Annotated in this window: 22 protein-coding genes; 12 read left to right on the top strand and 10 right to left on the bottom strand. The window is 71.3% G+C overall.

The genetic code is table 11. The features are described from left to right. The first annotated feature begins 11 nt into the window (after positions 1 to 11). The 7 genes from KJS59_RS04350 to KJS59_RS04320 are packed head-to-tail and all read left to right on the top strand — an operon-like array spanning position 12 to position 8,675. The gene (locus KJS59_RS04350; protein ID WP_213450969.1) at positions 12 to 1,211 is read left to right on the top strand and encodes an acyltransferase family protein; all 1,200 of its coding nucleotides are present in this window, start codon (positions 12 to 14) and stop codon (positions 1,209 to 1,211) included. Beyond that, entirely contained in the window at positions 1,208 to 2,392 is a 1,185-nt protein-coding gene (locus KJS59_RS04345) for a glycosyltransferase (RefSeq protein WP_249713858.1), read from the top strand. Before KJS59_RS04350 ends, KJS59_RS04345 begins: the two co-directional genes overlap by 4 nt. Then, positions 2,385 to 3,890, top strand: coding sequence for an O-antigen ligase family protein (locus KJS59_RS04340; RefSeq protein WP_213450968.1), 1,506 nt, complete (start codon positions 2,385 to 2,387; stop codon positions 3,888 to 3,890). The genes KJS59_RS04345 and KJS59_RS04340 overlap by 8 nt, the downstream gene beginning before the upstream one ends. Next, a complete protein-coding gene (locus tag KJS59_RS04335; protein WP_249713871.1) occupies positions 3,844 to 4,857 on the top strand; it encodes a glycosyltransferase in 1,014 nt (337 codons plus the stop codon). Before KJS59_RS04340 ends, KJS59_RS04335 begins: the two co-directional genes overlap by 47 nt. After that, entirely contained in the window at positions 4,854 to 6,044 is a 1,191-nt protein-coding gene (locus KJS59_RS04330; RefSeq protein WP_213450966.1) for a glycosyltransferase family 4 protein, read from the top strand. The genes KJS59_RS04335 and KJS59_RS04330 overlap by 4 nt, the downstream gene beginning before the upstream one ends. Before the next feature lie 10 nt (positions 6,045 to 6,054). Continuing rightward, positions 6,055 to 7,581, top strand: coding sequence for a lipid II flippase MurJ (locus tag KJS59_RS04325; protein WP_213450965.1), 1,527 nt, complete (start codon positions 6,055 to 6,057; stop codon positions 7,579 to 7,581). Further along, entirely contained in the window at positions 7,578 to 8,675 is a 1,098-nt protein-coding gene (locus KJS59_RS04320; RefSeq protein WP_213450964.1) for a glycosyltransferase, read from the top strand. The genes KJS59_RS04325 and KJS59_RS04320 overlap by 4 nt, the downstream gene beginning before the upstream one ends. A gap of 37 nt (positions 8,676 to 8,712) precedes the next feature. On the opposite strand, the gene KJS59_RS04315 is transcribed toward KJS59_RS04320, so the two are convergent. After that, positions 8,713 to 10,032 carry a hypothetical protein gene (locus tag KJS59_RS04315; RefSeq protein ID WP_213450963.1) on the bottom strand — a complete coding sequence of 440 codons (1,320 nt, stop codon included), beginning with the start codon at positions 10,030 to 10,032 and terminating at the stop codon, positions 8,713 to 8,715. 143 nt (positions 10,033 to 10,175) lie between these two features. Here KJS59_RS04315 and KJS59_RS04310 point away from each other — a divergent pair, with 143 nt between their 5' ends. Next, positions 10,176 to 11,243: an LCP family protein gene (locus KJS59_RS04310; protein ID WP_213450962.1), complete on the top strand. Its 1,068-nt coding sequence runs from the start codon at positions 10,176 to 10,178 to the stop codon at positions 11,241 to 11,243. A 520-nt stretch (positions 11,244 to 11,763) separates the two neighbouring features. Continuing rightward, entirely contained in the window at positions 11,764 to 13,545 is a 1,782-nt protein-coding gene (rny, locus tag KJS59_RS04305; RefSeq protein WP_213450961.1) for a ribonuclease Y, read from the top strand. An 8-nt stretch (positions 13,546 to 13,553) separates the two neighbouring features. On the opposite strand, the gene KJS59_RS04300 is transcribed toward rny, so the two are convergent. The 7 genes from KJS59_RS04300 to KJS59_RS04270 form a co-directional block, all read right to left on the bottom strand. Then, a complete protein-coding gene (locus KJS59_RS04300) occupies positions 13,554 to 14,156 on the bottom strand; it encodes a hypothetical protein (protein WP_213450960.1) in 603 nt (200 codons plus the stop codon). Positions 14,157 to 14,170: 14 nt separating this feature from the next. Further along, entirely contained in the window at positions 14,171 to 14,956 is a 786-nt protein-coding gene (locus KJS59_RS04295) for a hypothetical protein (RefSeq protein ID WP_213450959.1), read from the bottom strand. A gap of 179 nt (positions 14,957 to 15,135) precedes the next feature. Beyond that, a complete protein-coding gene (locus KJS59_RS04290) occupies positions 15,136 to 15,516 on the bottom strand; it encodes a hypothetical protein (RefSeq protein ID WP_213450958.1) in 381 nt (126 codons plus the stop codon). Between the two features lie 104 nt (positions 15,517 to 15,620). After that, the gene (locus tag KJS59_RS04285) at positions 15,621 to 16,502 is read right to left on the bottom strand and encodes an amino acid ABC transporter permease (protein ID WP_213450957.1); all 882 of its coding nucleotides are present in this window, start codon (positions 16,500 to 16,502) and stop codon (positions 15,621 to 15,623) included. Continuing rightward, entirely contained in the window at positions 16,499 to 17,161 is a 663-nt protein-coding gene (locus KJS59_RS04280) for an amino acid ABC transporter permease (RefSeq protein ID WP_213450956.1), read from the bottom strand. Before KJS59_RS04280 ends, KJS59_RS04285 begins: the two co-directional genes overlap by 4 nt. A gap of 68 nt (positions 17,162 to 17,229) precedes the next feature. Next, complete coding sequence (locus KJS59_RS04275; RefSeq protein WP_249713857.1) at positions 17,230 to 18,162, bottom strand: glutamate ABC transporter substrate-binding protein; 933 nt, start codon at positions 18,160 to 18,162, stop codon at positions 17,230 to 17,232. Positions 18,163 to 18,191: 29 nt separating this feature from the next. Continuing rightward, a complete protein-coding gene (locus KJS59_RS04270; RefSeq protein ID WP_456316007.1) occupies positions 18,192 to 18,998 on the bottom strand; it encodes an amino acid ABC transporter ATP-binding protein in 807 nt (268 codons plus the stop codon). A 137-nt stretch (positions 18,999 to 19,135) separates the two neighbouring features. Here KJS59_RS04270 and miaB point away from each other — a divergent pair, with 137 nt between their 5' ends. Then, positions 19,136 to 20,620 carry a tRNA (N6-isopentenyl adenosine(37)-C2)-methylthiotransferase MiaB gene (gene miaB / locus KJS59_RS04265; RefSeq protein ID WP_283775740.1) on the top strand — a complete coding sequence of 495 codons (1,485 nt, stop codon included), beginning with the start codon at positions 19,136 to 19,138 and terminating at the stop codon, positions 20,618 to 20,620. On the opposite strand, the gene KJS59_RS04260 is transcribed toward miaB, so the two are convergent. Both KJS59_RS04260 and KJS59_RS04255 read right to left on the bottom strand, forming a co-directional pair. Further along, positions 20,617 to 22,299: a cellulase family glycosylhydrolase gene (locus tag KJS59_RS04260; protein WP_213450955.1), complete on the bottom strand. Its 1,683-nt coding sequence runs from the start codon at positions 22,297 to 22,299 to the stop codon at positions 20,617 to 20,619. The genes miaB and KJS59_RS04260 overlap by 4 nt on opposite strands. Before the next feature lie 162 nt (positions 22,300 to 22,461). After that, positions 22,462 to 23,670: a DUF349 domain-containing protein gene (locus tag KJS59_RS04255; protein ID WP_213450954.1), complete on the bottom strand. Its 1,209-nt coding sequence runs from the start codon at positions 23,668 to 23,670 to the stop codon at positions 22,462 to 22,464. A 182-nt stretch (positions 23,671 to 23,852) separates the two neighbouring features. On the opposite strand from KJS59_RS04255, the gene KJS59_RS04250 reads away from it, so the two are divergent. Both KJS59_RS04250 and miaA read left to right on the top strand, forming a co-directional pair. Next, positions 23,853 to 24,530, top strand: a complete 678-nt coding sequence (locus tag KJS59_RS04250; protein ID WP_213450953.1) for a class III extradiol dioxygenase subunit B-like domain-containing protein — start codon at positions 23,853 to 23,855, stop codon at positions 24,528 to 24,530. After that, positions 24,515 to 25,423, top strand: a complete 909-nt coding sequence (gene miaA, locus KJS59_RS04245; protein WP_249713856.1) for a tRNA (adenosine(37)-N6)-dimethylallyltransferase MiaA — start codon at positions 24,515 to 24,517, stop codon at positions 25,421 to 25,423. Before KJS59_RS04250 ends, miaA begins: the two co-directional genes overlap by 16 nt. The last annotated feature ends 7 nt before the right edge of the window (positions 25,424 to 25,430 follow it).

Below are 25,430 nucleotides of genomic sequence, written 5' to 3'. Positions count from 1 at the left end.
CCGAGGAACCAATGAGCATCGAGACCCGGACAGTACCTGCCGTCGAGGCATCGTCGACAGGACTGCCGCCGCCAGCCACGCCCAGCGTCGCCGAAGCGGCCTCGGGGGTCGACGGGGCTGGTGCGCCACCCCCCGATGCGGAGAACCGGCACTACGTCGTGGACCTGCTGCGCTTCGTCGCGGCCATGGCGATCGTCGGATACCACTTTCTGCCCTCGTCCGGCGGTGCCTGGGGCGCCGACGAGGCGGCGTTCGGCGCCCCGGTGAAGGCGGCCCTGCAGTACGCGTGGCTCGGCGTCGAGGCGTTCTTCGTGATCAGCGGCTTCGTCATCTGCATGAGTAGTTGGGGGCGCTCGCTGGCCCAGTTCTTCACCTCTCGGGTGGCCCGGCTGATGCCCGGGTACATGTTCGCTGTCGTGGTGACCGCGGCCGTGCTCTCGCTGCTGCCACTGGAGGGGGAACGGCCGCACCTGTCGCATGTGGCGATCAACCTGACCATGCTGCAGAAGTTCCTGAACGTCCCGTCCGTCGACAGCGTGTACTGGACGCTCTTCGTGGAGCTGAAGTTCTACCTGCTGTTCGCGATCGTGGTCCACCTCGGGGTCACGTATCGTCGGGTGGTCCTGTTCAGCATGCTCTGGACGGTCGTGTCGTTGTTCTCGATCTATACGGGCTCTGGCTTCCTCAACGCGATTGTGGAGCCGTTCTACGCGCCGTTCTTCGTAGCCGGCATCACGTTGTATCTGATTCGCCGGTTCGGTCCGGATCTGCTGCTGTGGTGCATGCTCGGCACCTCGATCGCGATCTCCATGGCCTGCTTGGCGCAGCGCGACCCGGTGAAGCGGGGCATCATCTCCTACCCGGTCACGCTGGCCGTCATGCTGGTGTTCTTCGCGGTCATGGTGGGAGTGGCGCTGGGCTGGTTCTCCTGGGTGCGGTGGCGCGGGCTGGTGACCGTCGGCGCGCTCACCTACCCGGTGTACCTGCTGCACCACCAGCTGGGCCTGGCCGCGATCAGACAGTTGCACGACCGGGTGCCGCCGTTGCTGTTGGCCGCCGTGGTCGTGGCCGCCGTTCTGCTGCTCGGCTACGCCACCTACCGGTTGGTGGAGCGCCCAGCGGCCAGGGCGCTGCGCAGCGGCCTGCGCGACAGCTTCGCCCGGATCCGCGCCACGGATACCGCAGCCGTTCAGCGATCGGAGCAGCCGTGACGGGTGCGTCACCCACGATCCTGGTGCTCGGGACCGCCGAGTGGAGTTCGCCGATCGCCACGAACCAGCACTACGTGGTGCGTGAGCTGGCCCGGGCGTACGACACGCACTTCGTCGAGTCCCTCGGGCTGCGGCGACCGCGGGTGGACGCTCGGGACCTCGGGCGGATGGCGCAGCGGCTGCGCAACTCCATCCGCGGGCAGACCACGACCGCGTACCGCCCGATACCCGAGCGCGCGAAGATCATTTCCCCGCTCGTGGTGCCACTGCACCGGGCGCCGACGCGCGTGCCGAACCGGCTCCTGCTGGAGCGGGCCGTCACGCAGTGGCGCCGTGGCCCTCGTCCCCGGATCCTATGGACGTTCACCCCGGTCACCTACGACCTGGAGCGGTACGCCGACTGCACTCTCTACCACTGCGTCGACATCTACCAGGCGTTTCCCGGCATCGACGCGGTGGCGGTCGGCGCGGGGGAGCGGCGGCTCGCGACGCGGGCGACAATGGCGATCGCGACCAGCGACGGGGTGGCCGAGCACCTCGCCGGGGTGGCTTTCCCCCGCGTCCGCACGCTGCCGAACGTCGCTGACGTGGACGTGTTCTCGGCGGCGGCGCGCCCCGCCGCGCGACGCCGCCCGGCGGCGATATTCGCGGGCAACCTGTCGCCCCACAAACTCGACACCAATCTGCTGCGCGCGCTCGCGACCGCGCTGCGTGGCCGCGGCGATCTGCTGCTGGCCGGCCCGGTCGCGACCGGCTTCGCCGCCGAACTGGCGGAACTTCAGCGGCTGGGCGCGAAGTACCTGGGCGTGCTCAAGCTGGACCGGCTGGCCGAGGTGGTCGGAGAATGCACGATCGGGTTGATCCCCTACGCCCGCAACGGATACACCGCCGGGGTCAGCCCGCTCAAGTGCTACGAGTACCTGGCGGGCGGCGTCGGCGTGGTCAGCACCGCGATCCCGGAGGTCGTGCGGGTCGCCGGGGAGACCAGCCTCGTCGAAGTCGCCGGCGACACCGACGACTTCGTGGCCCGGGTCCTGGCGGCGATCGATCCCGGCGCTGACGAGGACATCCACGCCCGGACCGGGTACGCCCGGAACTTCGGTTGGGAACATCGTGGTGAGGTGCTGCGGGAGATCGTGGCGCGGGCGGTCGACCAGGGAGCCGAGGACGCCCATGTCTAGTGCTCCGTCGTCCCGCACGGTCCGTGGACTGGCCGGCCACATCGCCGGTGCGGTCTCTGGCTCAGCACCGCGAACACAGGCCGCCATCCTTCTCTTCCTCGCGCTGCCGCAGGTGTACCTGCTCCCCGAAGGCACGCTCGACGTGGCGCTCACGACGCTGGTCGCCCTGCTGCTCGCGGCGGGCGGCCTGGTCCGGCTCGCGCGCCGCCCGTGGCCGTCACTTCCGCACACCGGCCTGTTCGCCGTCCTGGCCGGGCTGTTGGTGGTGCGGGTGCTCGCGCTCGCCTGGTCGCCCGACCCGCGTGCCGGCCTGCAACCGGTGGTCCTGCTCGGACAGTTCATCGTCACGCTGGCGGTGATGGCCGCCGCGCTACGACGCAAACCCGCACTGCTGCGCTCCATCCAGTCGTTCTACTGGCCGTGGGTGATCGCGGAGGCGTGCCTTGTCGTCACCTTCCGTTTCCTGCCCGGTGTCGAGGACGCCTTCCTGCGTTCAGTCGGTGGCTTCTTCGCTGGGCACAACACGGTCGTGGCCCTGTTCGGCGACAGTCCGAACAACGTCCTCGACCCTGCCAAGGCGGGTGGGGTCTTCGTCAACGCGAACGTGGCCGCCATGTTCCTCGGCGTGAATGGGCTCGCCGCGCTGGCCGTGGCGGGCCTGACCCGCACCCGCTGGGTGGCCGCGACCGGGGTCGTCGCGCTCGCCGCCGTCCCGTTCACCGGCTCGAAGTCCGCCACGATCCTCGCGGTCGTGCTGCCCGCGGCCGCCCTCGGCTCGTACCAGATGAGCCGCTTCACCCTGCCCGCCGCCCGCCGGTACCTGCTGGTCGGTGCGGTTTCGGCGGGAGCGGCGGGCGCCCTTCTGCTGCTCGTCGTCAATGCTGCCCTGCGCCGTGCGATCGTCGAGGCGTTCGTCGGCCGCACCGCCATCTGGGAGTTCGGCGGGGAGTCCTTCCGGGAGCACCCGCTGCTCGGGCTGGGGTACGGCGGCTGGGACGCCGGCTTTCCGGACTACGCCGCCGAGCGCGGGCTCTACCGCAGCTTCCCCCCGCACAACGTCCTGCTGGCCGCCTGGTCCAATGCTGGCCTCGCGGGCCTGGCGCTGAGCGTCGCGTTCTTCGCGGTGGCGTGCTGGCTCGTCGCTGGCGGCCTGTCCCGCCGCGCCGGGGTCGACAAACGGTTCGTCGCGTTCGCGGGTGCCGCCCTCGCCTGGGTCGTCGTCCAGGGCATGGGCGAGAACACTGATGTCTTCGGCGAGATCCACCTGATTCCGGTGCTTGCACTGCTGATCGCTCACCTGATCCGCCCCGTTGGCGAGGAGGCGAAGGACAATGCCGGAAGCGCACCCGGCCGGGCCGACGGTCGGCGTGCTGAGACATCAGCAGTTCCTGCCGTCGGAGACCTTCATCCGGGCCCAGGCGGGCGCCCTGCGCCGGCACCGGCCGCTGTACGTGGCGAGGGACCCGGTGCCGACCGGGCCGGATGTCGACTCGGTTAGCGTGGCGGATTTCGGACGCCGGGCGGTGCTGGCGTACACGGTGGCGCGCTGCCCGGGACCGCTGCGGGCGGCGCTCAAGGAGCGGCGGACCGCGTTGCTGCATGCCCACTTCGGCGTTGAGGGCGTCTACGCTGCCCCACTGGCGAGGGCGCTGGGGGTGCCGCTGGTCACCACGTTGCACGGCTTCGACGTGACGGTCACGAAGTCCCAACTCCTGGCCTCGCGGAAGCCGTCCTGGATGAACTATGTCGGCTGGCGGGGCGACCTGTTCGACTCCGGCGCCGCCTTCATCTGCGTCTCCGAGCACATCCGCCGCCGCGCGGTGGACTGGGGGTACCCGGCGGAGCGCACGGTCGTCCTGCCGATCGGCGTGGACGTGGAGGCGATCCGGCCCACCGGCGTTATCGACGCCCCCCGGATCCTGCATGTGGCGCGCCTGGTCGCCAAGAAGGGCACGGACGACCTCCTGCGCGCGTTCGCCCTCGTCCGCACGGCGGTCCCCGACGCCGAACTGGTGATCGTCGGCGACGGTCCACTGCACGCCGCGCTGAACGACCTGGCCACCGAGTTGGCCGTGGCGGACGCGGTCCGGTTCCTCGGCGCCCAACCGCACGGCGAGACGCTGCGGCTGCTGGCCGAGTCGCAGGTGCTGTGCCTGCCCAGTGTCACCGCCGCGAATGGCGACCAGGAAGGGCTGGGCATGGTGCTGCTGGAGGCTGGCGCATCCGGCAAGCCGGTGGTGGGTACGGACCACGGCGGTATTCCCGAGGCCGTCACGGACGGCACCAACGGCTTCCTGGTGCCCGAGCGGAAGCCGGCGGACCTGGCAGAGCGGTTGGTGGCGCTCCTGCGCGATCCGCAACTGTGCGACCAGTTCGGCAAGGCCGGCCGGAACCTGGTCCGGGAGCGGTTCGACCTGCGCCGACAGACCGACAAGCTAGAAGCGCTGTATAGGACGCTCACGTGATCGAGTCGATACTGATTTATTCCCGCGCCACGCCGCACCACCATACGGGCGGCATGGAGACGCTGGCGTGGAGCCTGGCGGTCGAGTGGGCCCGGTCGGTCCGCGAGGTGTGCGTCGTGACCACCGTGCTACCGGGGACGGAGGCTCCGTTCACCGAGGATGGTGTCAGGGTCGTACCGCTCGCCGGTACCCGCCCCGGCGCCTATTCCGCGGGGTGGTGGGAAGCCTCCCGCCGCTACTGGTCCGCACTGGCCGAAGCGCCGGGCGTCGTGCTCTCGGTGAGCGCGGGGGCGTACTCGGTGGTCCGTGACCGTGAACGGCACCCGGGGACGCCGTTCGTGATGCAGGCCCACGGGACGTCCACCATGGAAATCGGATCGAAGCTGCGGGCGGCTAACCCGCGGTCGCTCGCCACGACGCCGAAGAACGCGCTCGGGCTGCTCCGGGACGCCGCCCGGTACCGGGACTTCGACCGGATCGTCGCGGTCGGAGACAACGTCGTCCGGTCGCTGGCCGCCGCGCCGCTACGCTGGTCCGTGCCGGCGGAGCGGGTGCAGTTGATCCATAACGGCGTGCGTGTCGAGGAGCGCGCCTTCGACCCGGCCGGGCGGGCGGAGATCCGGCGGGCGCTGGGTATTGCCGAAGCCACCGCCGTCGTCGCCTGCGTCGGCCGGGTGCACGTACAGAAGCGGCTGGACCGGGTGCTGCGGGCGGCTGCCACGCTGCGCGACCGCGGACATGCGGCGGACTACGCGTTCCTCATAGTCGGCGACGGGCCGGACGAGAGCCGCCTGCGTGGCCTGGCCCGCGACCTGCGGTTGGGTGAGATGGTGCGATTCGTCGGCCGGGTGCACCGGGACGACGTGCGACGGTACTACTCGGCCGCGGACGTGGCCCTGCTCACCACCGCGCGGATGGAGGTAGGGCTGCCGATGGCGGGGCTGGAGGCGCTCGCCTGCGGACTGCCGTGCGTGGTGCCGGCGGGCTCGCTCGGCTCCGAGACGCTGGCCCGCGTCATGCGGCAGGTCGACCCGGCGGACCCCGGGCTGGTCGCGGAGGCACTGCGGGACGCGACCCGGAAGCGGGCATCGCGGGAGAGCCTGCTGCCGGCCCAGTTCACGCTCGCCCACTGCGCTCGCGGGTATCTGGCGGCCTTCGAGGACCTCGCCCCGGCCGCGAGGTCGTGACGGGGCCGCCGTGGGCAGAATCTTCTTCCGCCTGGTTCTCGGGGGCATCACCGGGAAGATTCTCGGCGTCGCGCGCGAGGTTTTGCTCGCGGCGCTGTTCGGGGCGGGCCGCGCGGTGGCGGCCAACCGGATCGCGCTGACCGCCACCTTCATCCCCATCAACTTCTTCACCGCCGACGCGCTCACGGCCGGCTTCCTGCCGCTCTACGTCCAGTACCGGCAGGAGCGCCCGGCCATGGCGGCCGCCCTGTACCGCAGCGTGCGCTCGCTGCTGGCGGCGTTCTCGCTGGTGCTCGTGCTCGCGTTGCTGATCGGGCGGCACGGCTGGGTCCGCCTGCTGGGGCCGGGCCTCGACGCCGGTACGGCGGCGATAGCCGCGTCGATGCTTGGTATCGCCGCCGTCGGCGTGCCGTTCTACGTCCAGTACAACCTGTACACACTGGTCGGATTGGCGCACGATGACGTCCGCCTGATCAACCTGCGGCCGTCGTTCCAGAGCCTCGGCCTAATCGGCGCGACCCTCGCGGCGTACAAGACGGGGCATGTCGCGCTGCTCGCCTGGGGCTTCACCATCCCGTACATCGTGCTCTGCGCGTTCGGGGCGTTCTGGGTACACCGGCGCGGGTATCTGACCGGCGGTGACGACCGCACCGTCCAGCTACCCGAGCGGGCCGGGTACCGAATCGCGCTGGCGATGTTCTGGCGGCGCCTGCGCCCGCTGCTGCTTGTCCCGGTGATCCTCCAGGGCTCGATCGCCGTCGAACGGATCGTCGGCTCGTTGCTTGGCGTCGAGGTGGTGGCTGCGACCGAGTACGCCCGGTTCGTGGTCGACTCACTGATGGCGCTGCTCGCCGCGCCGCTTGGCCTGGCCGGCCTGGCCTCCTTCACCAAGATGGCCGCGCACGAGGTGATCGGCGGACTGCGCCGCCTGATCCCGCCGGTGCTCCTGACGACCGTGCCGCTGTCGCTGATGCTCTGCATCAACAGCACCGGCATCGTCACATTCGTGTACGCCCGCGGCGAGTTCGACGAGCGGGCCGTCGCGACCTCGTCGGTGATGCTGCTCGGCTTCGCCCTCGGCATCTGGGCCCAGGTGGTCGGGTACACATTCGTCAAGGTGCTCAACGCGCGGGGCGCGAACCTGCGGGTCACCGTCGTCATGGCGGTGTCGTTCTCCGCGGCCGTCGCCGTGAACCTGCTGCTGTACCGGTACTGGGGTGCGTTCACCATCGGCGCGGCGTCGTCCGTCTGTGGAGTGCTCATGTTCCTGCTGTCGGCGCACTGGCTGGGCGTGCTCAGGTTCTGCGCGGGACTACTCGCCACCCTGCTGCCTGGCGCGGCCGCGGCGGGCGCGGTCGGGTACGCCCTGCGCGGCACCGGTTTCGTACGCCTCGCCGTATCCTGTGCCGCCATCCTGCTGGTCTGGGGCGTGTATGTCACGGCGGTACCGAGTCTGCGTGAACGGTTCCTGTCCGGCCTCCGCCGCCGGGACAAGCGGGAGGCTGCGCCGCCCCCGGTCGTGAGGAGTAACGGATGACGGGCCAGGACGTACTCGCCGGGCAATCCGTCGCGTTGGTGCATGAGTGGTTCGGTGCGACCGGCGGCTCGGAAATGGTGTTCCGGCGCATCGGCGAGATCGTGCCGCACGCCGAGCGTTTCGTACTGTGGAAGGATCACGACGCGGAAGAGCCCGACCTGCGCGAGTCCTGGCTGGCCCGCACACCGCTGCGGTACAGCAAGGCGGGCGCACTGCCGTTGATGCCGCTCGCCTGGCGCACGCTGAGCCGGGAACGGTTCGACGTCGTGATCTCCTCCAGCCACGCGTTCGCACACACCGTGCGGCTGGGTCCGCCCGACCGGACCCGGTATCTCAGTTACGTGCACTCGCCGGCGCGGTACGTCTGGAGCCCGGACTTCGACGGGCGCGGGTCCAGTCCGCTGCTGACGGTGCCGAGGCGGGTTTTGCAGGGCGTGGACGTGCGGCTCAGCCGGCACGTGCACAGCTACGCGGCGAATTCCCGTGAGGTGCGCGATCGCATCGCCCGCTACTGGCGGCGCGACGCGGTCGTCATCAACCCGCCGGTCGACGTGGAGTTCTTCGCGGACGCGCCGGCCGCGGACCGGGGGCAGCCGCGGGACTACCTGCTCGGCGCGGGGCGCTGGATTCCGTACAAGAACTTCGACCTCATCATCGCGATCGCCGCCGCGGCCGGACTGCCGCTGGTCGTCGCTGGGTCGGGTCCGGAGGAGGCGAACCTGCGCCGCGCGGCCGAGCGAGCTGCCGTCCCGGTGACGTTCGAGGTGCAGCCGGACCGGGAGCGGTTGCGGCGGCTGTACTGGGGCGCCCGGGCGTTGCTGTTCCCGGTCCACGAGGACTTCGGCATCATCCCGGTCGAGGCACAGGCGTGCGGAACCCCGGTGGTGGGGCTGCGCCGGGGCGGGCTGCTGGAGACGGTCGTCGATGGTGAGACCGGCTTCCTCACCGACTCCCGCGACCCGGACGCCTACAGACCTCTGCTGCGACGCGTCACCGAACTGCCGCGCGAACGGCTGGCGGCGCACGCGGCCTGGTTTTCGGCGGGCGAGTTCGCCACGCGCATGGCCGCTTGGATCGCCGAGACCACCCGCTGACCGGGGCGGCCTCGGCCGGTCAGCGCGGGCGGATCGCTCAGAACACCAGGGTGTCGCGCAGGTAGGTGGCGACCCTGCGCAACGTCTGGGCCTCCCGCTGGGGCGCGGTCATCCGGAACACCAGCTGCCGGTCGATCTCGCCGCTGTCGCCGCCGCGAAAGTACCCGACCACCACCAGGCCGTGCCGCGGCTCGCCATCGACCTGCAGGATCTGCTCGGCGTACGTGGAGAACTGTCCGCTACGGATCCACTGCGCGCCCCACGCTTCCTCGGCCTGGCGCATTTCGGTCTGTCGCTGCTCGTCGCAGGGCTGCGCGCAGGCGCGCACGATGAGGTCGCCGCCGAACTCGGGCTTCTGCCCGGGCGGTGTGCCGCAGGTGTACCTGATGAGGCCCTCGGCCTGACCGGCGAGCGTGCACTGCCACGTCGGTGGGACCTTGACCGGGAAGCCCAGCCCTTCCAGGGTGAGCGTCTTCACCTGGTCGGTGGCCGAGTAGCGGGGCCACTTCGTGGGCCATGAGCCTTGCGTGGGCGGCTCGACGCCTGGGCTCACGGGCGGGGTGGGCGGCAGCGCCACCGGCGGCGCCGCGGTCGTCGCGGACGGTCGGGGCTCGGGCCTGTCCCCGCCGCCGAAGCCGCCGGTCAGAGCGAACAGGGTGCCGGCGCCGGCGAGGAGGACGACCAGGACCACCGCGATTCCGACCCACAGCCCGGTGCGCCGCTTGGGCGGCTCGGACGGCACGATGTGCCGCACGGGGGAGCTGAACGGGTCCTGGTACGCGGGCGACGACGAGTAGACGACGTCGTATGAGGCCGGCGACTGCGGCTGGGATGCGGGTGACACCGGAATCCCGGAGACCGGGTCCGGAACGCCTGAGATCGGGACCGGCGGCGCCGAGGTGGGGGCCGGGTTGGGGCCGGTGCCCGCGGGGTAGGACGGCTGGGTGGGCTGCTGCGGCAGGTCGATGCGGGCGGTGGGCTGCGACGCGTCGCTGTCATCCGGGTCGGCGGCCGGCCCGACCGGCGGGGCGTCCGGCTCCGTGGCCTGGACCTGCATGCCGAGCGACTCGAACACCCGCTCGGCGCCGGGGCCCTCACCACCAGCCCCCGCGTACGCGGCCCACGGTGCGTCCACGGTGAAGTCCGCGCGGACGTGCCGGGGATTCTCCGGACCGGGCCGCGCCAGCGAGCTGACCGCCGCCGCGAACGCGTCCCGCCAGCGCGGGTCCCGGGCGACGTTGGGGTCGAGCACGGCCACCGTCAGCGGCCTGCCCTGTTCGTCCACGGCGGACCAGACCGCGCCCACCGGGCAGTGGCCCAGTGCGCCGTTGAACGTGTAGGGGCTAACTGGCTGCATCCCGACCCTTCCCCGCTGTTCCTGGTGCGGATCCTAGCGGTGCCCCGCCCGCGCCCAGCCTGCCGCGTCACGTTGCGGACCGCACACCTCGCGCGGCACGTGCGGGTACCCGCGGCAGAGCAGGAATCGATAGCATCGAAGCCATGTCTCGCCCCGGTCTCGTGGAATCCGACTCCGCTGACATCTTCGAGCCGCCGCCGGACGGCGAGGTCGAGGCCGCGCCCCGCAAGCGCCGGCGGTGGCGGCGCGTCCTGCTCATCACCCTGCTGGTGCTGGCCCTGCTGGGCGGCGGCGCGGTTGTGGCCGGTGGGCTCTACCTGCGCTCCGTCGAGTCCGGGGTGGACCGGGTGGACGCGTTCGACCAGGTGCCGGAGGAGGCGCGCCCGGCGAAGGTGGCGCAGGACGCGCAGAACTTCCTGATCCTGGGCAGCGACTCCCGGGACCCGGAGAGCAGCTCCGGCTCGCGCACCGACACGATCATCGTGGCCCACCTGCCGAAGGACCGGTCCAGCGCGCAGCTCATCTCGATCCCGCGGGACACCTGGGTGCACGTGCCGCGGTCCAAGGACGGTAAGCACGGCGACCGGGACGCGAAGATCAACGCTTCGTTCGCCTGGGGCGGCATCCCGCTGATGGTGCAGTCGGTGGAGAAGTTCACGAACGTCCGGATCGACCATGTCGTGGTCATCGACTTCGCCGGCTTCAAGGAGATCGTCGACGCGCTCGGTGGCGTGACGATCGATGTGGAGCAGAGTTTCACCTCCACCCACTCGCTGAACCCGGACGGCAAGCGCCAGTTCACCAAGGGGCGGCAGGTCATGGACGGGGCGGCGACGCTGGACTACGCCCGCGAGCGGTACGCGTTCAAGGACGGCGACTTCGCCCGGATCCGGCACCAGCAGCAGGTGATCAAGGCGATCCTGGACACGGCGGCCTCCGGGGGCCTGCTCGCCAGCCCCACCAGGCTGAACTCGTTCGTGCGGGCGTCGGCGGACGCGGTCGCCGTGGACAAGACGCTGTCACTGATCGATATGGCGACCGACCTGCGCCACCTGCGTAGCGGCAACCTCACGTTCCTGACCAGCCCGAGCAAGGGCACGGGCCGGGTCGGCAGCGAGAGCGTGGTGTTCGCGGACCCGGGGAAGGCCAAGACGCTGTTCGACGCCGTCCGCCGGGACGCGATAGCGGAGATCCTCGACGCCGGCAAGTAACACCCGGGGGTCGGGTAGCGGCGGAGGTCGGGCGGTGCGCCGCGCGATCGACAAAATTCGCTGTTCGGCGAATGCCCGGCTGGCCGGGGTTGCGGCGGTTGGTCCCGATCATGGGTCCTTGACCGGACCGGTGCCGGCGACCTAGCCTCGCGGTACTAGGGGAGTACGTCCGACCAACGCGGGCTAACCGCACAACATAGATCGCGTAACAGAACAGCATCACTTTGGTCCCACATCCGGGCGAATCGGGCGTGGGGTGAGTGCTTCCGACCCCGGCGAGGCCGCGCCGGTGCCGGCTTGACATACCACGGTCGCCGCGGTGCCGCCTCCGGCCGCACCGGCGGTGGACCGTACCCGGCCAGTCGCCTCGGTCGGGCGTCTCCACAGCCGCACGCGCGTTGCGGGCCCGGGCCATGTGCCCGGTACCGGCGCCTCGCTGTGAGGAGGTGGACGCCATGATCGAGTGGGCGACGATCGCCCCCGACCGCGACGGCGCCGGCGGGTACCCGAGGGGTGTGGCGTGACCGGCCTGGAGTGGGGCCTGGTGGCGGCGGTCGCCGTGCTGGCCGCCCTGGTGCTGACCGGGCTGGTGCTCGGTGCGCGCGCCCTGCGCCGCCTCGTCGCCGCGCCGCCGGCCCCGCCGGCTGCCCCACCGGACCCGGCCTACCTGGCCGAGCGGGACCGCCGGGAGCAGTCCCTGTCCGCGCTGCGCAGCGCCGCCGACGAGGCGACCGCCTCGGTGGAGCAGGCGCGCAGTTCCGCGGCGAGCGCGCGGACCGAGGCCGCCGCCGCGAAGGCCGAGGCGAGCGCCGCCCGGGCCGAGGCGCGCCGGGTGCTGGACGCCGCGCGGGCGGAGGCGGACACGATCCTGGAGCGGGCACACCGGCAGGCCGAGCAGGACGCGGAGCAGTTGCGTACCGCCGCCCGGCGCAGCGGCGAGCGGGAGATCGCGATGCTCGCCGCCACCACCAAGGAGCACGCCGCCGACCTGGAGCGCCGGGCACACCGCCTGGACGAGCGGGAGCGGTTGCACGCCGAGGAGGTGGAGCGCCTCGCCGAGCGGGACCGGCGGCTGGCCGCCGAGAAGCGAGAACTGGCCGAGCGGTCGGCCGCGCTGGAGGCCCGGGAGAGGGGGCTCGCGGAGGCGGAGGAGCGGCGCCGCCGGGAACTGGAGCGGGTCGCCGGGCTGACCGCCGAGGCGGCCCGGACGGAACTGGTCGAGGCGATCGAGCAGCAGGCGAAGCGGGAGGCCGCGCTGCTGGTGCGGGACATCGAGGCGGATGCCCGCGGCACCGCGGAGCAGCGGGCCCGGCACATCGTGGTGGACGCCATCCAGCGGGTCGCCAGCGAGCAGACCGCGGAGAGCGTCGTCTCCGTGCTGCACCTGCCCAGCGACGAGATGAAGGGGCGGATCATCGGCCGGGAGGGGCGCAACATCCGCGCCTTCGAGTCGGTCACCGGCGTCAACCTGATCATCGACGACACGCCCGAGGCGGTGCTGCTGTCCTGCTTCGACCCGGTCCGCCGGGAGATCGGGCGGCTGACCCTGGAGAAGCTGGTCCTGGACGGGCGGATCCACCCGCACCGCATCGAGGAGGTGTTCGACCTCGCCCGGCAGGACGTCGAGCGCCTGTGCCAGCGGGCCGCCGAGGACGCCCTGGTCGAGGTGGGCATCACCGAGATTCACCCGGAGTTGGTGACCCTGCTCGGCCGGCTGCGCTACCGCACCTCGTACGGGCAGAACGTGCTCAAGCACCTCACCGAGACCGCGCACATCGCCGGCGTCATGGCCGCGGAGCTGGGGCTGGACGTGCCGACCATCAAGCGGTGCGCGTTCCTGCACGACATCGGTAAGGCGCTGACCCACGAGGTGGAGGGCAGCCACGCGTTGATCGGCGCCGACCTGGCCCGCAAGTACGGCGAGAGCGAGGACGTGGTGCACGCCATCGAGGCGCACCACAACGAGGTGCCGCCGCAGACCGTCGAGGCGGTGCTCACCCAGGCGTCGGACGCCTGCTCGGGTGGGCGTCCCGGCGCGCGCCGGGAGAGCCTCGAGGCGTACGTGAAGCGGCTGGAGCGGATCGAGGAGATCGCCGGCGGCAAGGCGGGGGTGGAGAAGGTGTTCGCGATGCAGGCCGGCCGGGAGATCCGGGTCATGGTCCGCCCCGACGACGTGGACGACATCGGCGCCGCCGTGCTCGCCCGGGACGTGGCCAAGCAGATCGAGGAGGAGCTGACCTACCCGGGCCAGATCCGGGTGACCGTGGTCCGCGAGTCCCGGGTGACGGAGATCGCCCGCTGAGGTGCCGCTCAGTTGACCGGGTCGTCGGGGGTGATCGGGTCCGGTCGCGTTCCGGAACACCATGCCGACCCCCCCCGCGGTACGAGGGTCCGGCAGGATGTTGACTGCCGGGTGTAGGTGAGCATCGCGCTCAGGGACCCCTCCGGCCGGCGGGTGATGGTCTGCGTCGTGGCGGTGATGCCGGTCGGGACCTCGGTGGTCGCCACCCAGCGCACCTGACCGAAGGTGACCTTCAGCGTCGTGATGGTCGGGTGGGTGCGGATGCCGTCTTCGCGCACGTACGACCAGGTTCCCACCGGTATCCGCGCGCCCGGCGGGATCACCGGTACCTCCACGATCCGCTCCCGGGCTTGCGGGTAGGCGACCGACCGCCCGCGGGCGTCGAGGTAGTCGAAGAGCACACGCGCCCGGTAGGCCGCCCGCTGGCTGGTGTTCTCCACCACCGCACCGGCGAGCTTGCGCTCCAGGTCAGGTTCGGAGGCGCGGTGGTAGTAGCCGGCCGTCAACTCCAGCCCGATTTCCGACAGGCCGCCCAACCGCGCGGACACCGAACGGTCGCGGGTCGACGCGCGGACGGTCATCCGGTCGAGCCGGTCGGCGAGCTCGCCCACGGTGCCTGCCCTTCTCAGGTGGAGTAGCCGAGGTAGCGACCGGAGGTGGCATTGCCGCCGTTCATGTCGCGCAGCGCTGGCCGCGGCGACACGAACAGGTCGGGCCGGCTGTGCACCGTGCCGACCATGCCTCGCAGCCGCTGGGCGATGAAGCTCTCGCGGTCGTTGACGAGGGTCGTGTAGTCCTGGATGGCCGTCCGCATGGACCCAATGACCTCGTTGACCTCGTGGCCACCGACCTTGGTGCCGTTGTCTGGCTTGTCTGACTCGACCGGAAGGTCGCCCACGACGCCGGCGCCGGCGGCGCCGGCGGTCAGCGAGATCACCGCCGCCGCGCCGATCTCCGAGGCACCCAACGTCGGGATGGCGAGCGCCACGCCCACCACGGCCGCGATGATGTCGAAGGTGAGCGTCCACGAGGTCTGGTGGCAGCTGCCGTGCATGGCATCGAGCGCCTTAAGCGTCGTCTCGGCGATTTTGTCGATGTCCCTGCGGGCGCTCTCCCACAGCGTCCGCTCCGCCTCCAGCGCCGCGCGGAGCATTGAGACCAGCAGGAACTGGTTTTGCACCAGCGCCGGGAACGGGTCGATGAAGGTTTGTTTGAAGGTGATCGCGGCGTAGCCGGTCCACGATGCGATGAGGTCGCCGGACGCGGGCAGCTCTTCCAGGACCGGGTTCGCCGAGTACACCCGGCCGCCGTCCCTGGCAAACGGGTCATGTTGCTCGGCCTTCGAGGTCAAGCTGCTCATCGCCTGCTCGAGGTCGTGGATCAACCCGTCGAACGCGCTGGGCTCCGGCATGGTCAGGAACGGCTGGTACATCGCGGGCACGTCGACGAAAGCACAGTTGCCCTCAGGTTCAGCTCCTCCTGGGCGATGTACGTGGGCGACTGCGTACCCCTGAGCCGCTTGACCCCCTCGGCGTACGCCTTCGTCGCGATGTCCTGTACGTGCTGCGGCAACTGGTCGAAGCTCACCCGTCACCGCCCCTGCGGTGGTGGCACGTCACGGTGCGCCCCGCCGCGCAGCCTGTCTAGTTCGGCGGCGGCCGCCTGGTCGGCGTCGGCGATCGCTTTGACGGCCAACTCCAACGCCTCCGCCGTGGCGTCCAGTTTGTCGGCCGTGTCCCGCAGATATCCGGCGATGGTGTCCTTGAGCTGGATCCACGGGCCGAGCGCGGGGCCCTGGGTGCTGCCGCCGAACGCGGTGTGGCGGCTGAAGGCGGCGCCGACGCTGAAGCCGGTGCCGTTGACCCTGGCGGCGGCGTTGCCGTACTGCTCCGCCACGTTGGGCAGGTTCCGCAACGCCATGGTTTCCAGGCGGTTGAGATCGGCGCCCAGATCCTGACCGGTGTCAGGCACGTCCCTATCCCCCCGTATAGACGGATGCGTGTCGTAGCACCGGTGAGGCTACTACCCGTCAACCCGTCTTACGTGCCGTACGGTGACCGATCTGGCACATGCTGTCACAGGGGCGTGGGTGCCGTCGCTCCCGTCTCCTTGTCGGTGCGGAGCATTACCGGCGCGGCCGTCTTCGGCATCCGCGACAGGTGCTTCTGCAGCCAGTACGCGAGCATGGACAGCGCGCCGCAGAGCGCGATGTAGATGGCCGCGACGACCAGGTATGCCGGCACGTACGGCAGGCCGAACGCCAGCCGCCCGCCGATCTGCTTGCCGTAGTACAGCAGCTCGGGGTAGGTGATGATGAAGCCCAGCGCGGTGTCCTTGAGTAGCACCACGAGCTGGCTGACGATCGCCGGCAGCATCGACCGGACCGCCTGGGGGAGCAGGATCAGCCGCAGCACCTGGTTCTTGCGCAGGCCCGTCGCGTAGCCGGCCTCGGCCTGGCCGCGCGGCACGGCGGCGATGCCGGCCCGGAAGATCTCGGCCAGCACCGAGCCGTTGTAGAGGGTCAGGCCGAGCACCAGCGCCCACAGGTTGGGGATGCTCCAGCCGTACTGGAGCGGGCCGTAGTAGAAGAAGAAGATCATGATCAGCAGCGGGATGGCCCGGAACAGCTCGACCACGAACGTCGCCGGCGCCCGCAGGATCCAGCGGTCGCTGAGTCGGGCGCTGGCGAACACCGCGCCGAACAGCAGCGCCAGCACCGAGGCGATGCCGGCCGCCTTGAGCGTGGCGCCCAGGCCGGACAGCAGTTCCCGCTGGACCGCCGAGTACTGGAACTGGTCCCACCGGCGCTGCTCGAACTGGCCGGTCACGTTGAACCGGTAGATCACGAACGCGACGAGGGCGGCGATCCCGGCGAGCGCCAGCAGCCCGATGGCGGCGTTGCGCCGGCGGGCCCGCGGCCCGGGAACGTCATACAGGACGGTGCTGCCACCGCTCATCGTGCGACCGCCCACTTGCGCTCGAGGTACCGCTGGAAGGCCACCAGCGGGAGGATGAGGATCAGGAAGCCGATGGTGACCCAGAGCAGCACCCCGAACCGCGGCTCGCCCCGCTCGGACATGTAGTCCTGGATCGCGCCCGCCTCCAGCACGGAGAAGCCGGCGGCGATCGTCGTGTTCTTGAGCATCGCGATCAGCACGCTCATCAGCGGCGGGACCATCGAGCGCACCGCCTGCGGCAGCACGATCAGGCCCAGCACCTGGCCGAACGTCATGCCCAGCGCGCGGGCCGCCTCGCCCTGGCCGGTCGGCACGGTGTTGATCCCGGACCGGACCACCTCGCAGACGAACGCGGCGGTGTAGACGGTCAGCGCGACGCAGGCGGACGGGAACGGGTTGATGTTCAGGCCGAGCTTCGGCACGGCGAAAATCAGGAACGCGAAGACCAGGGTCAGCGGCGTGTTCCGCACGATGTTGACGTAGCCGGCGCCGAAGGCGCGCAGCGTCGGCACCGGCGAGACCCGCATCGCGCCGAGCAGCATGCCCAGCGTGAGGCTGCACAGGGCGGCGATGACGAACAACTCCACCGTGTTGGTGAAGCCGTCCAGGAACACCCGCCCGTTGTTGCCGTTGGTCAGTACGCCGAAGAAGTCGCCCACGCTTCGCTCCAGGTCCGCGAGTCGCACAGTGCGGCCGGGCGGGCTGGCGCCCGCCCGGCCGCTCTCAATCAGTACCGCTCGAGCGGCGGCGGGGTGGCCGAGGAGCCCGACTTGCCCAGCGTGCCGTCGTAGATCTTCTGCCAGGTGCCGTCCTTGTAGGCGGCGTCCAGCGCGTCGTTGACGAAGTCGCGCAGGGCCTTGTCGTCCTTGGGCAGCCCGATGCCGTACTTCTCGACGCTGAACGGCTGGCCGACGACCTTCATGTCGGTCGGGCTCTGCGCCGCGTACCCCTTGAGGATCGCGTCGTCCGTGGTGACCGCGTCGACCTTCTTGTCCAGCAGGTTGGAGACGCACTCGGAGTAGGTCTTGAACTCGACGATGTTGTTCGGCTCGGTGAGCTGCTCGTCGCGGATCCGCTGGATCGGCGTGGAGCCGGTCGCGGAGCAGACCTTCTTGCCCTTCAGCGTGTCCTTGCCGGTGATCGAGTTGTCGTCCTTGCGGACCAGCAGGTCCTGGCCGGCGATGAAGTACGGGCCGGCGAACGAGATGTCGTTCTTGCGCTGGTCGGTGATCGAGTAGGTGCCGACGTAGTAGTCGATCTCACCGCCCTTGATCGCCGTCTCCCGGTTGGCCGACGGGATCTCCTTGTACTCGATCTTCGCCGGGTCGATGCCGAGCTGGCTGGCGAGGTACTGGGCGATCTCGATGTCGAAGCCGCAGCGCGTGCCCGAGGTGTCCTTGTAGCCCAGGTTCGGCTGGTCGAACTTCACGCCGACGCGGACCGTGCCGCCGGACTTGATCTTCTCGAAGGTCGAGCTGCCGGCGATGTCCACGCCCGAGGCCGGGGTGAAGGTCGCGCCGGACGTCTGGCAGGTGTCCGAAGCCGGCGCGTTGCCGCCGCCGGCGTTCGAACTCGGTGTGTCCTCCTTGCCACAGGCCGCGACCGACAGCGCGAGTGCCGCCATCGTGGTGACGGTGGCCAGGCGCGTAAAGGTTTTCACTGGAACGTCCTCCTCTTACTGCTTGCCGATCAGTGCGTCAGGATCTTCGACAGGAAGTCCTTGGCGCGGTCGCTGCGCGGGTTGGCGAAGAACTCCTCCGGCCCCGCCTGCTCGACCAACTGCCCGTCCGCCATGAACACGACGCGGTTCGCGGCGTGCCGGGCGAAACCCATCTCGTGCGTGACGACGATCATCGTCATGCCCTCGCCGGCCAGGGCCGTCATCACGTCCAGCACCTCACCGACCATCTCCGGGTCCAGGGCGCTGGTCGGCTCGTCGAACAACATCGCCTTCGGCCGCATGGCCAGCGCGCGGGCGATCGCCGCCCGCTGCTGCTGGCCGCCGGACAGCTGTGCCGGGTACTTGTCGGCCTGGCTGGCGATGCCGACCCGCTCCAGCAGGGACATCGCCCGCTCGCGCGCCTCCGCCGGCTTCTCCTTGCGTACCTTGATCGGCCCGAGCGTCACGTTCTGCAGGATCGTCCGGTGCGCGAACAGGTTGAACGACTGGAAGACCATGCCGACGTCCGCGCGCAGCCGGGCCAGGGAGCGCCCCTCGGCGGGCAGCGGCTGGCCGTCGAAGACGATGCGGCCGGAGTCGATGGTCTCCAGCCGGTTGATCGCGCGGCACAGCGTCGACTTGCCGGAGCCGGACGGGCCGATCACCACCACGACCTCGCCCCGGGCCACGGCCAAGTCGACGTCGCGGAGCACGTGCAGGTGCCCGAAGTGCTTGTTCACGCCCTCAAGCTGGACCAGCGGGCCCGCGCCGACCCCCGCCCCCGCGGCGGCGTCGGCCTCAGTCACGCCGGCAACTGTGCCCTTGGCCTCAGTCATGCCGGCAACTGTAAAGGGGCGCATGCCTCAAGCGGTCGCCGGGACGGTCACAGGCCGATAACTTGCCGTATCCCCGTTGACGCGTCGCCGCCACCTACCATGCCGACGCCGGCGGGGGCGGCTTTACCCTTGATGGCGTGTCGAGAAGCTACCGGGTCGTGACGTACGGCTGCCAGATGAACGTGCACGACTCCGAGCGCATCGCCGGACTCCTGGAGGGCGCCGGCTACGTCCGCGCGACCGGGTCCGGCACCCCGGACCTCGTGGTGTTCAACACCTGCGCGGTGCGGGAGAACGCCGACAACCGCCTCTACGGCAACCTCGGCCACCTGCGCCCGACCAAGGACCGGCACCCGGGCATGCAGATCGCGGTCGGTGGCTGCCTGGCGCAGAAGGACCGGGGCGAGATCGTGCGCCGGGCACCCTGGGTCGACGTGGTCTTCGGCACCCACAACATCGGCTCGCTGCCGGCACTGCTGGAGCGGGCGCGGCACAACGCCGCCGCCGAGGTGGAGATCCTGGAGTCGTTGGAGGTCTTCCCCTCCACCCTGCCGACCCGGCGCGAGTCCACCTACGCGGGCTGGGTCTCCGTCTCGGTGGGCTGCAACAACACCTGCACGTTCTGCATCGTGCCGAGCCTGCGCGGCAGGGAGAAGGACCGCCGGCCGGGCGAGATCCTGGCCGAGGTGGAGGCGCTCGCGGCCGAGGGCGTCCTGGAGATCACCCTGCTTGGGCAGAACGTCAACTCGTACGGCGCGGAGTTCGGCGACCGGTACGCGTTCGGCAAGCTGCTGCGCGCCTGCGGGCAGGTCGCCGGCCTGGAGCGGGTGCGCTTCACCAGCCCGCACCCGAAGGACTTCACCGACGACGTGATCGCCGCGATGGCACAGACCCCGAACGTCTGCCACCAACTGCACATGCCGCTGCAGTCCGGCTCCGACGCGGTCCTGCGGGCGATGCGCCGCTCGTACCGGCGGGAGCGGTACCTCGGCATCCTCGAGAAGGTGCGGGCCGCGATGCCGGACGCCGCGATCACCACGGACATCATCGTCGGCTTCCCCGGCGAGACCGAGGCGGACTTCCAGCAGACCCTCGACGCCGTGCGCCGGGCCCGCTTCGCCAGCGCGTTCACGTTCCAGTACTCCAAGCGGCCCGGTACCCCGGCGGCCGAGTTGCCGGACCAGTTGCCGAAGCAGGTGGTCCAGGAGCGCTACGACCGGCTCATGGCGGTGGTGGAGGAGGTCACCTGGGCGCAGAACCGGAGGCTTGTGGGGGAGCGGGTCGAGGTGCTCGTCGCGGTCGGCGAGGGGCGCAAGGACGAGCGCACCGGGCGGATGTCGGGCCGGGCCCGCGACGGCCGGCTGGTGCACTTCGCGACCGGCGAGCTGGCGGCGGCCATCCGCCCCGGCGACATCGTGGAGACCGTGGTGACGTACGCCGCCCCGCACCACCTGAACGCGGACGGCGCCCCGCTGTCGCACCGCCGCACCCGTGCTGGGGACGTGTGGGCGGCCGGGCACGCCCCGGGCGCACCCAAGGTGCTGCTCGGCATGCCGGTGGTGGGCGCGGAAGCAGCCGTCGCCCGGGACGGGGCGACGGCCGCTTCCTGCAGTACCAGCTAAGCGCAGTTGGCGCCGTTGAGCGTTACGGACGCCGGCCTGGTGGCGTTGCCGTTGGCGGTGAAGCCGATCGTCACCGAGGCGCCCGCGGCGAGGCTGGTCGCCCAGCTCGGCGCGGCTGCCGTCACCGTGGTCCCGCTCTGCGTGACCGTGGCGTTCCAGCCGCTCTGCAGCGTCACGCCGGACGGCCAGGTCCACTTCACCGTCCACGGGTTCACCGCGGCGGAGCCGTTGTTCTTCACGGTCAGCGAGCCCTGGAAGCCGCCCTGCCACGCGTTGTCCTGCTGGTAGGTGGCCGAGCAGCCGCCCACCGGGTTGCCGGTCGGTCCGCCGGTCGGTCCGCCGGTCGGGCCACCCGTGGGTCCGCCGGTGGGTCCGCCGGTCGGCCCGCCCGTGGGTCCGCCCGTCGGGCCGCCGGTGGGTCCGCCGGTCGGCCCGGTGGTGGGCCCGCCAGCGACCGGCGCGATCAGGTACGGCTGGAGGATCGCCTGCTTGGCGGTGTTGATGGTGGTCCAGTCGTCCAGCGCGATGCCGCCGGTGTCACCCGAGTTCGGGTTCCACGACCAGTAGGTGAACGACATGCCGTTGACGCCGGTGCCGGTGTAGGCCATCAGGTTCTGCAGCCAGACCTTGTCGATGTTCGAGGCCAGCGTCGTGCCGAACTCGCCCATCATGATCGGGGCGATGTTCTGCTTGTACAGGTAGCCCCAGTACTTGTCCCAGATGGCCGGCATGTTCGCGGGGTAGTTCGGGGCGTCGAACCACGTCTGGTGGTACACCGAGGTGGCGTACTCGTGCGGCGAGTACACCAGCCGGTTCGCCACGTTCAGCCGGACCGGGAAATCGCCGGCCTTGGTCAGGTTGCCGCCCCACCAGCCGCAGTCCTCGACCAGGTTGGGGTCGTTGGCCCAGGGGTTGGACTCGCCGCCGCTCGGGCAGCTCACGCCCTCCACGATGATGAGCCAGTTCGGTTGCACCCCGAGGATCGCGTTGCCGGCCCGTTCGGCCGCCAGCCGCCAGTCCCGGGCCTGGTCGCCGCAGCCCCAGCAGGCGCCGGTCGCGTTCGGCAGGGTTCCCGTGGCGTGCGGCTCGTTGTGCAGGTCCGCGCCGATCACGGTGGTGTTGCCGGCGTACCGCTGGGCCAGCGTCTTCCAGTTGGCGATCCAGGTGCTCTCCGGTACGGCGCTGGTGTACCACAGTGCGCTCTGCCCGGACGAGTCCGGCCGGTGCCGGTCCAGGATCACCCGCATGCCCTTGGTACCGGCGTAGTTGATGACCTTGTCCATGATCTGGAGCGGCGAGTTGCCCACCAGGTCCGGGTTGACGAAGTCGTTGATGCCGGTGGCGGTGGCTCCGGCCTTGAAGATGTCGTCCGAGTACGGGATCCGCAGCGTGTTGTAGCCCAGCCGGGCCATCGTGTCGATCTGGCTGCGCCACGGGTTGCTGGACCACAGCCCGTGGAACGTCTTGTTGTCCGTCTCGGTGCCGAACCAGTTGATGCCGGTCAGCCGCACCGTCGCGCCGGTGCTGTCGACGATCTTGTTACCGCTGGTGTGCAGGTACCCGGTGCCGGTGCCGGCGGCGACCGCCGGTCCCGCGTTCATAGTCACCGCGACCGCGGCGGCCGCCGCGGCGAGAACCGCCGCGAGGCCGGCGCCGAGGGCGCGCTTGCGCACAGACATGCCAATGCTCCGTTCGATGTTCGATGGGTGGCATGCCCGGACTGATGCCGTCGGCGGTGGAGGGCAGACTCCGCGCCGGGGACAATCTATGAACTTGACTCCGCCGCGTCAATGTCGAGTATCGGCGTCGACGCTGCGGGTGGGTCGGCGGCGGAAGGCCAGCTAGCTCGACTGCTCGGCGAGGGCGAGGAACTGGCGCTTGGCGGCCAGGGCCTGCTCGGCCTCCCGGATGCGGCGGGCGTCGCCGGCCGCCTGGGCGCGGGCCAGCCGCTGCTCGGCCTCGGCGACCTGGTCGCGCATCTGGACCAGCAGCGGGTTCGCGGACGGCTCGGTGCGCCGCCACGCGGAATCCATGGCCTGGCGGACCTTCTCCTCCACGGCGCGCAGCCGCCGGTCCAGACCGCCGGCGGCCTCCCGGGGGACCCGGCCGGCGTCGTGCCACTGGCCCTGGATCTCGCGGAGTTGTTGCTGCGCGGCGCGCGGGTCGGCGTCCACGTCCAGCGCCTCGGCCTGGGCGAGCAGGGCCTGCTTGCGCTCCAGGTTGCCGCGCTGCTCGGCGTCGCGGGCGGAGAACACCTCGCTGCGCCGGGTGAAGAACGCGTCCTGGGCGGCCCGGAACCGTTCCCAGAGCCGCTGCTCGGCCTCCTTGGAGGCGCGCGGGGCGGCCTTCCACTCGGCCATCAGCTCCTTGAGCCGGTTGGCCGTGTGTGCCCAGTCGGTCGAGTCGGCCATCGACTCGGCCTCGGCGACGAGCTGGTCCTTGACCGACTGCGCCTGCTTGCGCTGGGCGTCGAGGCTGGCGAAGTGCGCGCCGCGGCGGCGGGTGAAGCCGTCCCGGGCGGCGGCGAACCGCTTCCACAGCTCGCCGTCGGTCTTCTTGTCGACCCCCCGGATGGTCTTCCACTCGTCGAGGATCTCCTTGAACCGGTCCCCGGCGCTCTTCCAGCCGGTGGACTCGGCGGCCAGCTTCTCGGCCTCCTCGACCAGCGCCGTCTTGCGGGCCACCGCCTCGGCGCGGGCGGCGTCCCGGGCGGCGCGGGCGGCGCCGGCCTTCTCCTCGGCAACGGTCGAGAGCTTGTCCAGCCGGGCCACCAGGCCGTCCACGTCGCCGACGACGTGCGCCTCGCCGAGGCCGGCGCGCAGCCGGCGGATGCTGGTCAGGGAGTGCCCGGCGTCGGCCGCGCCGGAGTTCAGCCGGGCCTCGATGAGGTCCACCTCGGTCACCAGGTCGGCGAAGCGCCGGGCGAAGTGGGCCAGGCCCTCTTCGGGTGTGCCGGCCTGCCAGGAGCCCACCGCCCGCTCACCCTCGGCGGTCTTCACGTAGACCGTGCCGTCCTCGTCGACCCGCCCGTAAGCCGCCCAGTCGTTCATCTGCCCATCCTCGTTCTCCCGACCACACCGGTGCTGGTCCGGTGACGGTCGCCACAGCGCAGCCATGTTCTCCACGGCATTGTCACAGGTCCCACCCGGTCCGCGTCGAGCGCCCAAGGGCGACCGTGACCATACGGTGTCCTACTCCTCGCCCGGTTGGGGGCCGGGGACCTGCCGCTACGGTGGACCGCGTGTCACTGGTCGCCGCCGCGGTCTGCCCGCATCCGCCATTGATTGTCCCCGAGATTGCCGCCGGCGCGGCCCCGGAACTGGACGATCTGCGCGCCAGGTGCGCGGCGGCGGTCGCCACGCTGGTCGACACGCGTCCCGACCGTCTCGTGATCGTGGGGGCCGGCCCGACCACGCGCGCCACGCGGCCCGGCGAGACGTACTCCTTCGCCGGGTACGGGGTGCCCGGCGCGCCGGGCACGCTTCCGCTGAGCCTTTCCGTCGGGGCGTGGCTCCTGGCGGGGAGCGGCCAGCCCTACGCCGGGCAGTGCGTCGCGGTCGACGCGTCGCCGCGGGAGGCGGCCGACCTCGGCGCCCGGCTCGTGGCGGAGGGGCGGGTGGCACTGCTCGTGATGGGGGACGGCTCCGCCTGCCGCGGGGTCAAGGCTCCCGGGTATGACGACCCGCGGGCTCCCGGGTACGACGACGGGGTTGCCGAAGCCCTGGCCACCGCGGACCGCCGGGCCCTACTCGGCCTGGAGCCGGGCGTGGCGGAGGAGTTGCTGGTCGCGGGGCGCCCGGCCTGGCAGGTGCTGGCCGGCGCGGACACCGGGCCGGTGCGCGGGGAGCTGACCTACTACGCCGCCCCGTACGGCGTGGCCTACTTCGTGGCGACGTGGCGGCGGGCGTGACCCGCGTGATCGCGGTGGTCGGACCGACCGCCGCCGGAAAGTCCGCGCTGAGCCTGGCGCTGGCCCACGCCCTCGGCGGGGAGGTCGTCAACGCCGACTCCATGCAGTTGTACCGGGGGATGGACATCGGCACGGCCAAGCTGACCCCGCCCGAGCGGGCGGGCGTGCCGCACCACGTGCTGGACATCTGGCCGGTGACCGAGCCGGCCAGCGTGGCGCAGTACCAGCGGCTGGCGCGCGCGGCGATCGACGCCGTGGCCGCGCGCGGCCGGGTGCCGCTGCTGGTGGGGGGCTCGGGGCTGTACGTGCGGGCGGTGCTGGAGGAGTTCGAGTTCCCGGGCACGGACCCGGCGGTGCGCCGCCGGTTGGAAGCGGAACTGGCGGATGCCGGACCGGCGCCGCTGCACGCCCGGCTGGCCGCCGCCGACCCGGCCGCCGCGGCGACGATCCTGCCGGGCAACGGGCGCCGGATCGTGCGCGCCCTGGAGGTGATCGAGCTGACCGGTCGCCCGTTCACCGCGCGGCTGCCCGAGCCGCGCCCGTTCTACGACGCGGTGCAGATCGGCGTGGACCGGGACCCCGCCGACCTGGACGGGCGGATCGCCGCCCGGGTGGACCAGATGTGGGCCGCCGGCCTGGTGGACGAGGTCCGCGCGCTGGAGGCGCGGGGGCTGCGGGAGGGGCTTACGGCCAGCCGCGCCCTCGGGTACCAGCAGGTTCTGCGCTTCCTGGCCGGTGGGTGCTCGGAGGCGGAGGCGCACGCGGAGACCGTGCGGGCGACGCGGCGGTTCGTGCGCCGCCAGCGCTCCTGGTTCCGGCGCGACCCGCGGGTGGTCTGGCTGGACGGCGCGGACGAGAACCTGGTGGTTAGGGCGCTGGCGGCTGCGGAATGATGAGCGG

This window comes from Rhizomonospora bruguierae (assembly GCF_018397995.1).
GTDB classification, from domain to species: Bacteria; Actinomycetota; Actinomycetes; order Mycobacteriales; family Micromonosporaceae; genus Rhizomonospora; species Rhizomonospora bruguierae.
The sequence above is the reverse complement of the archived record's forward strand: the minus strand, read 5'-3'. Positions and strand labels throughout refer to the sequence as shown.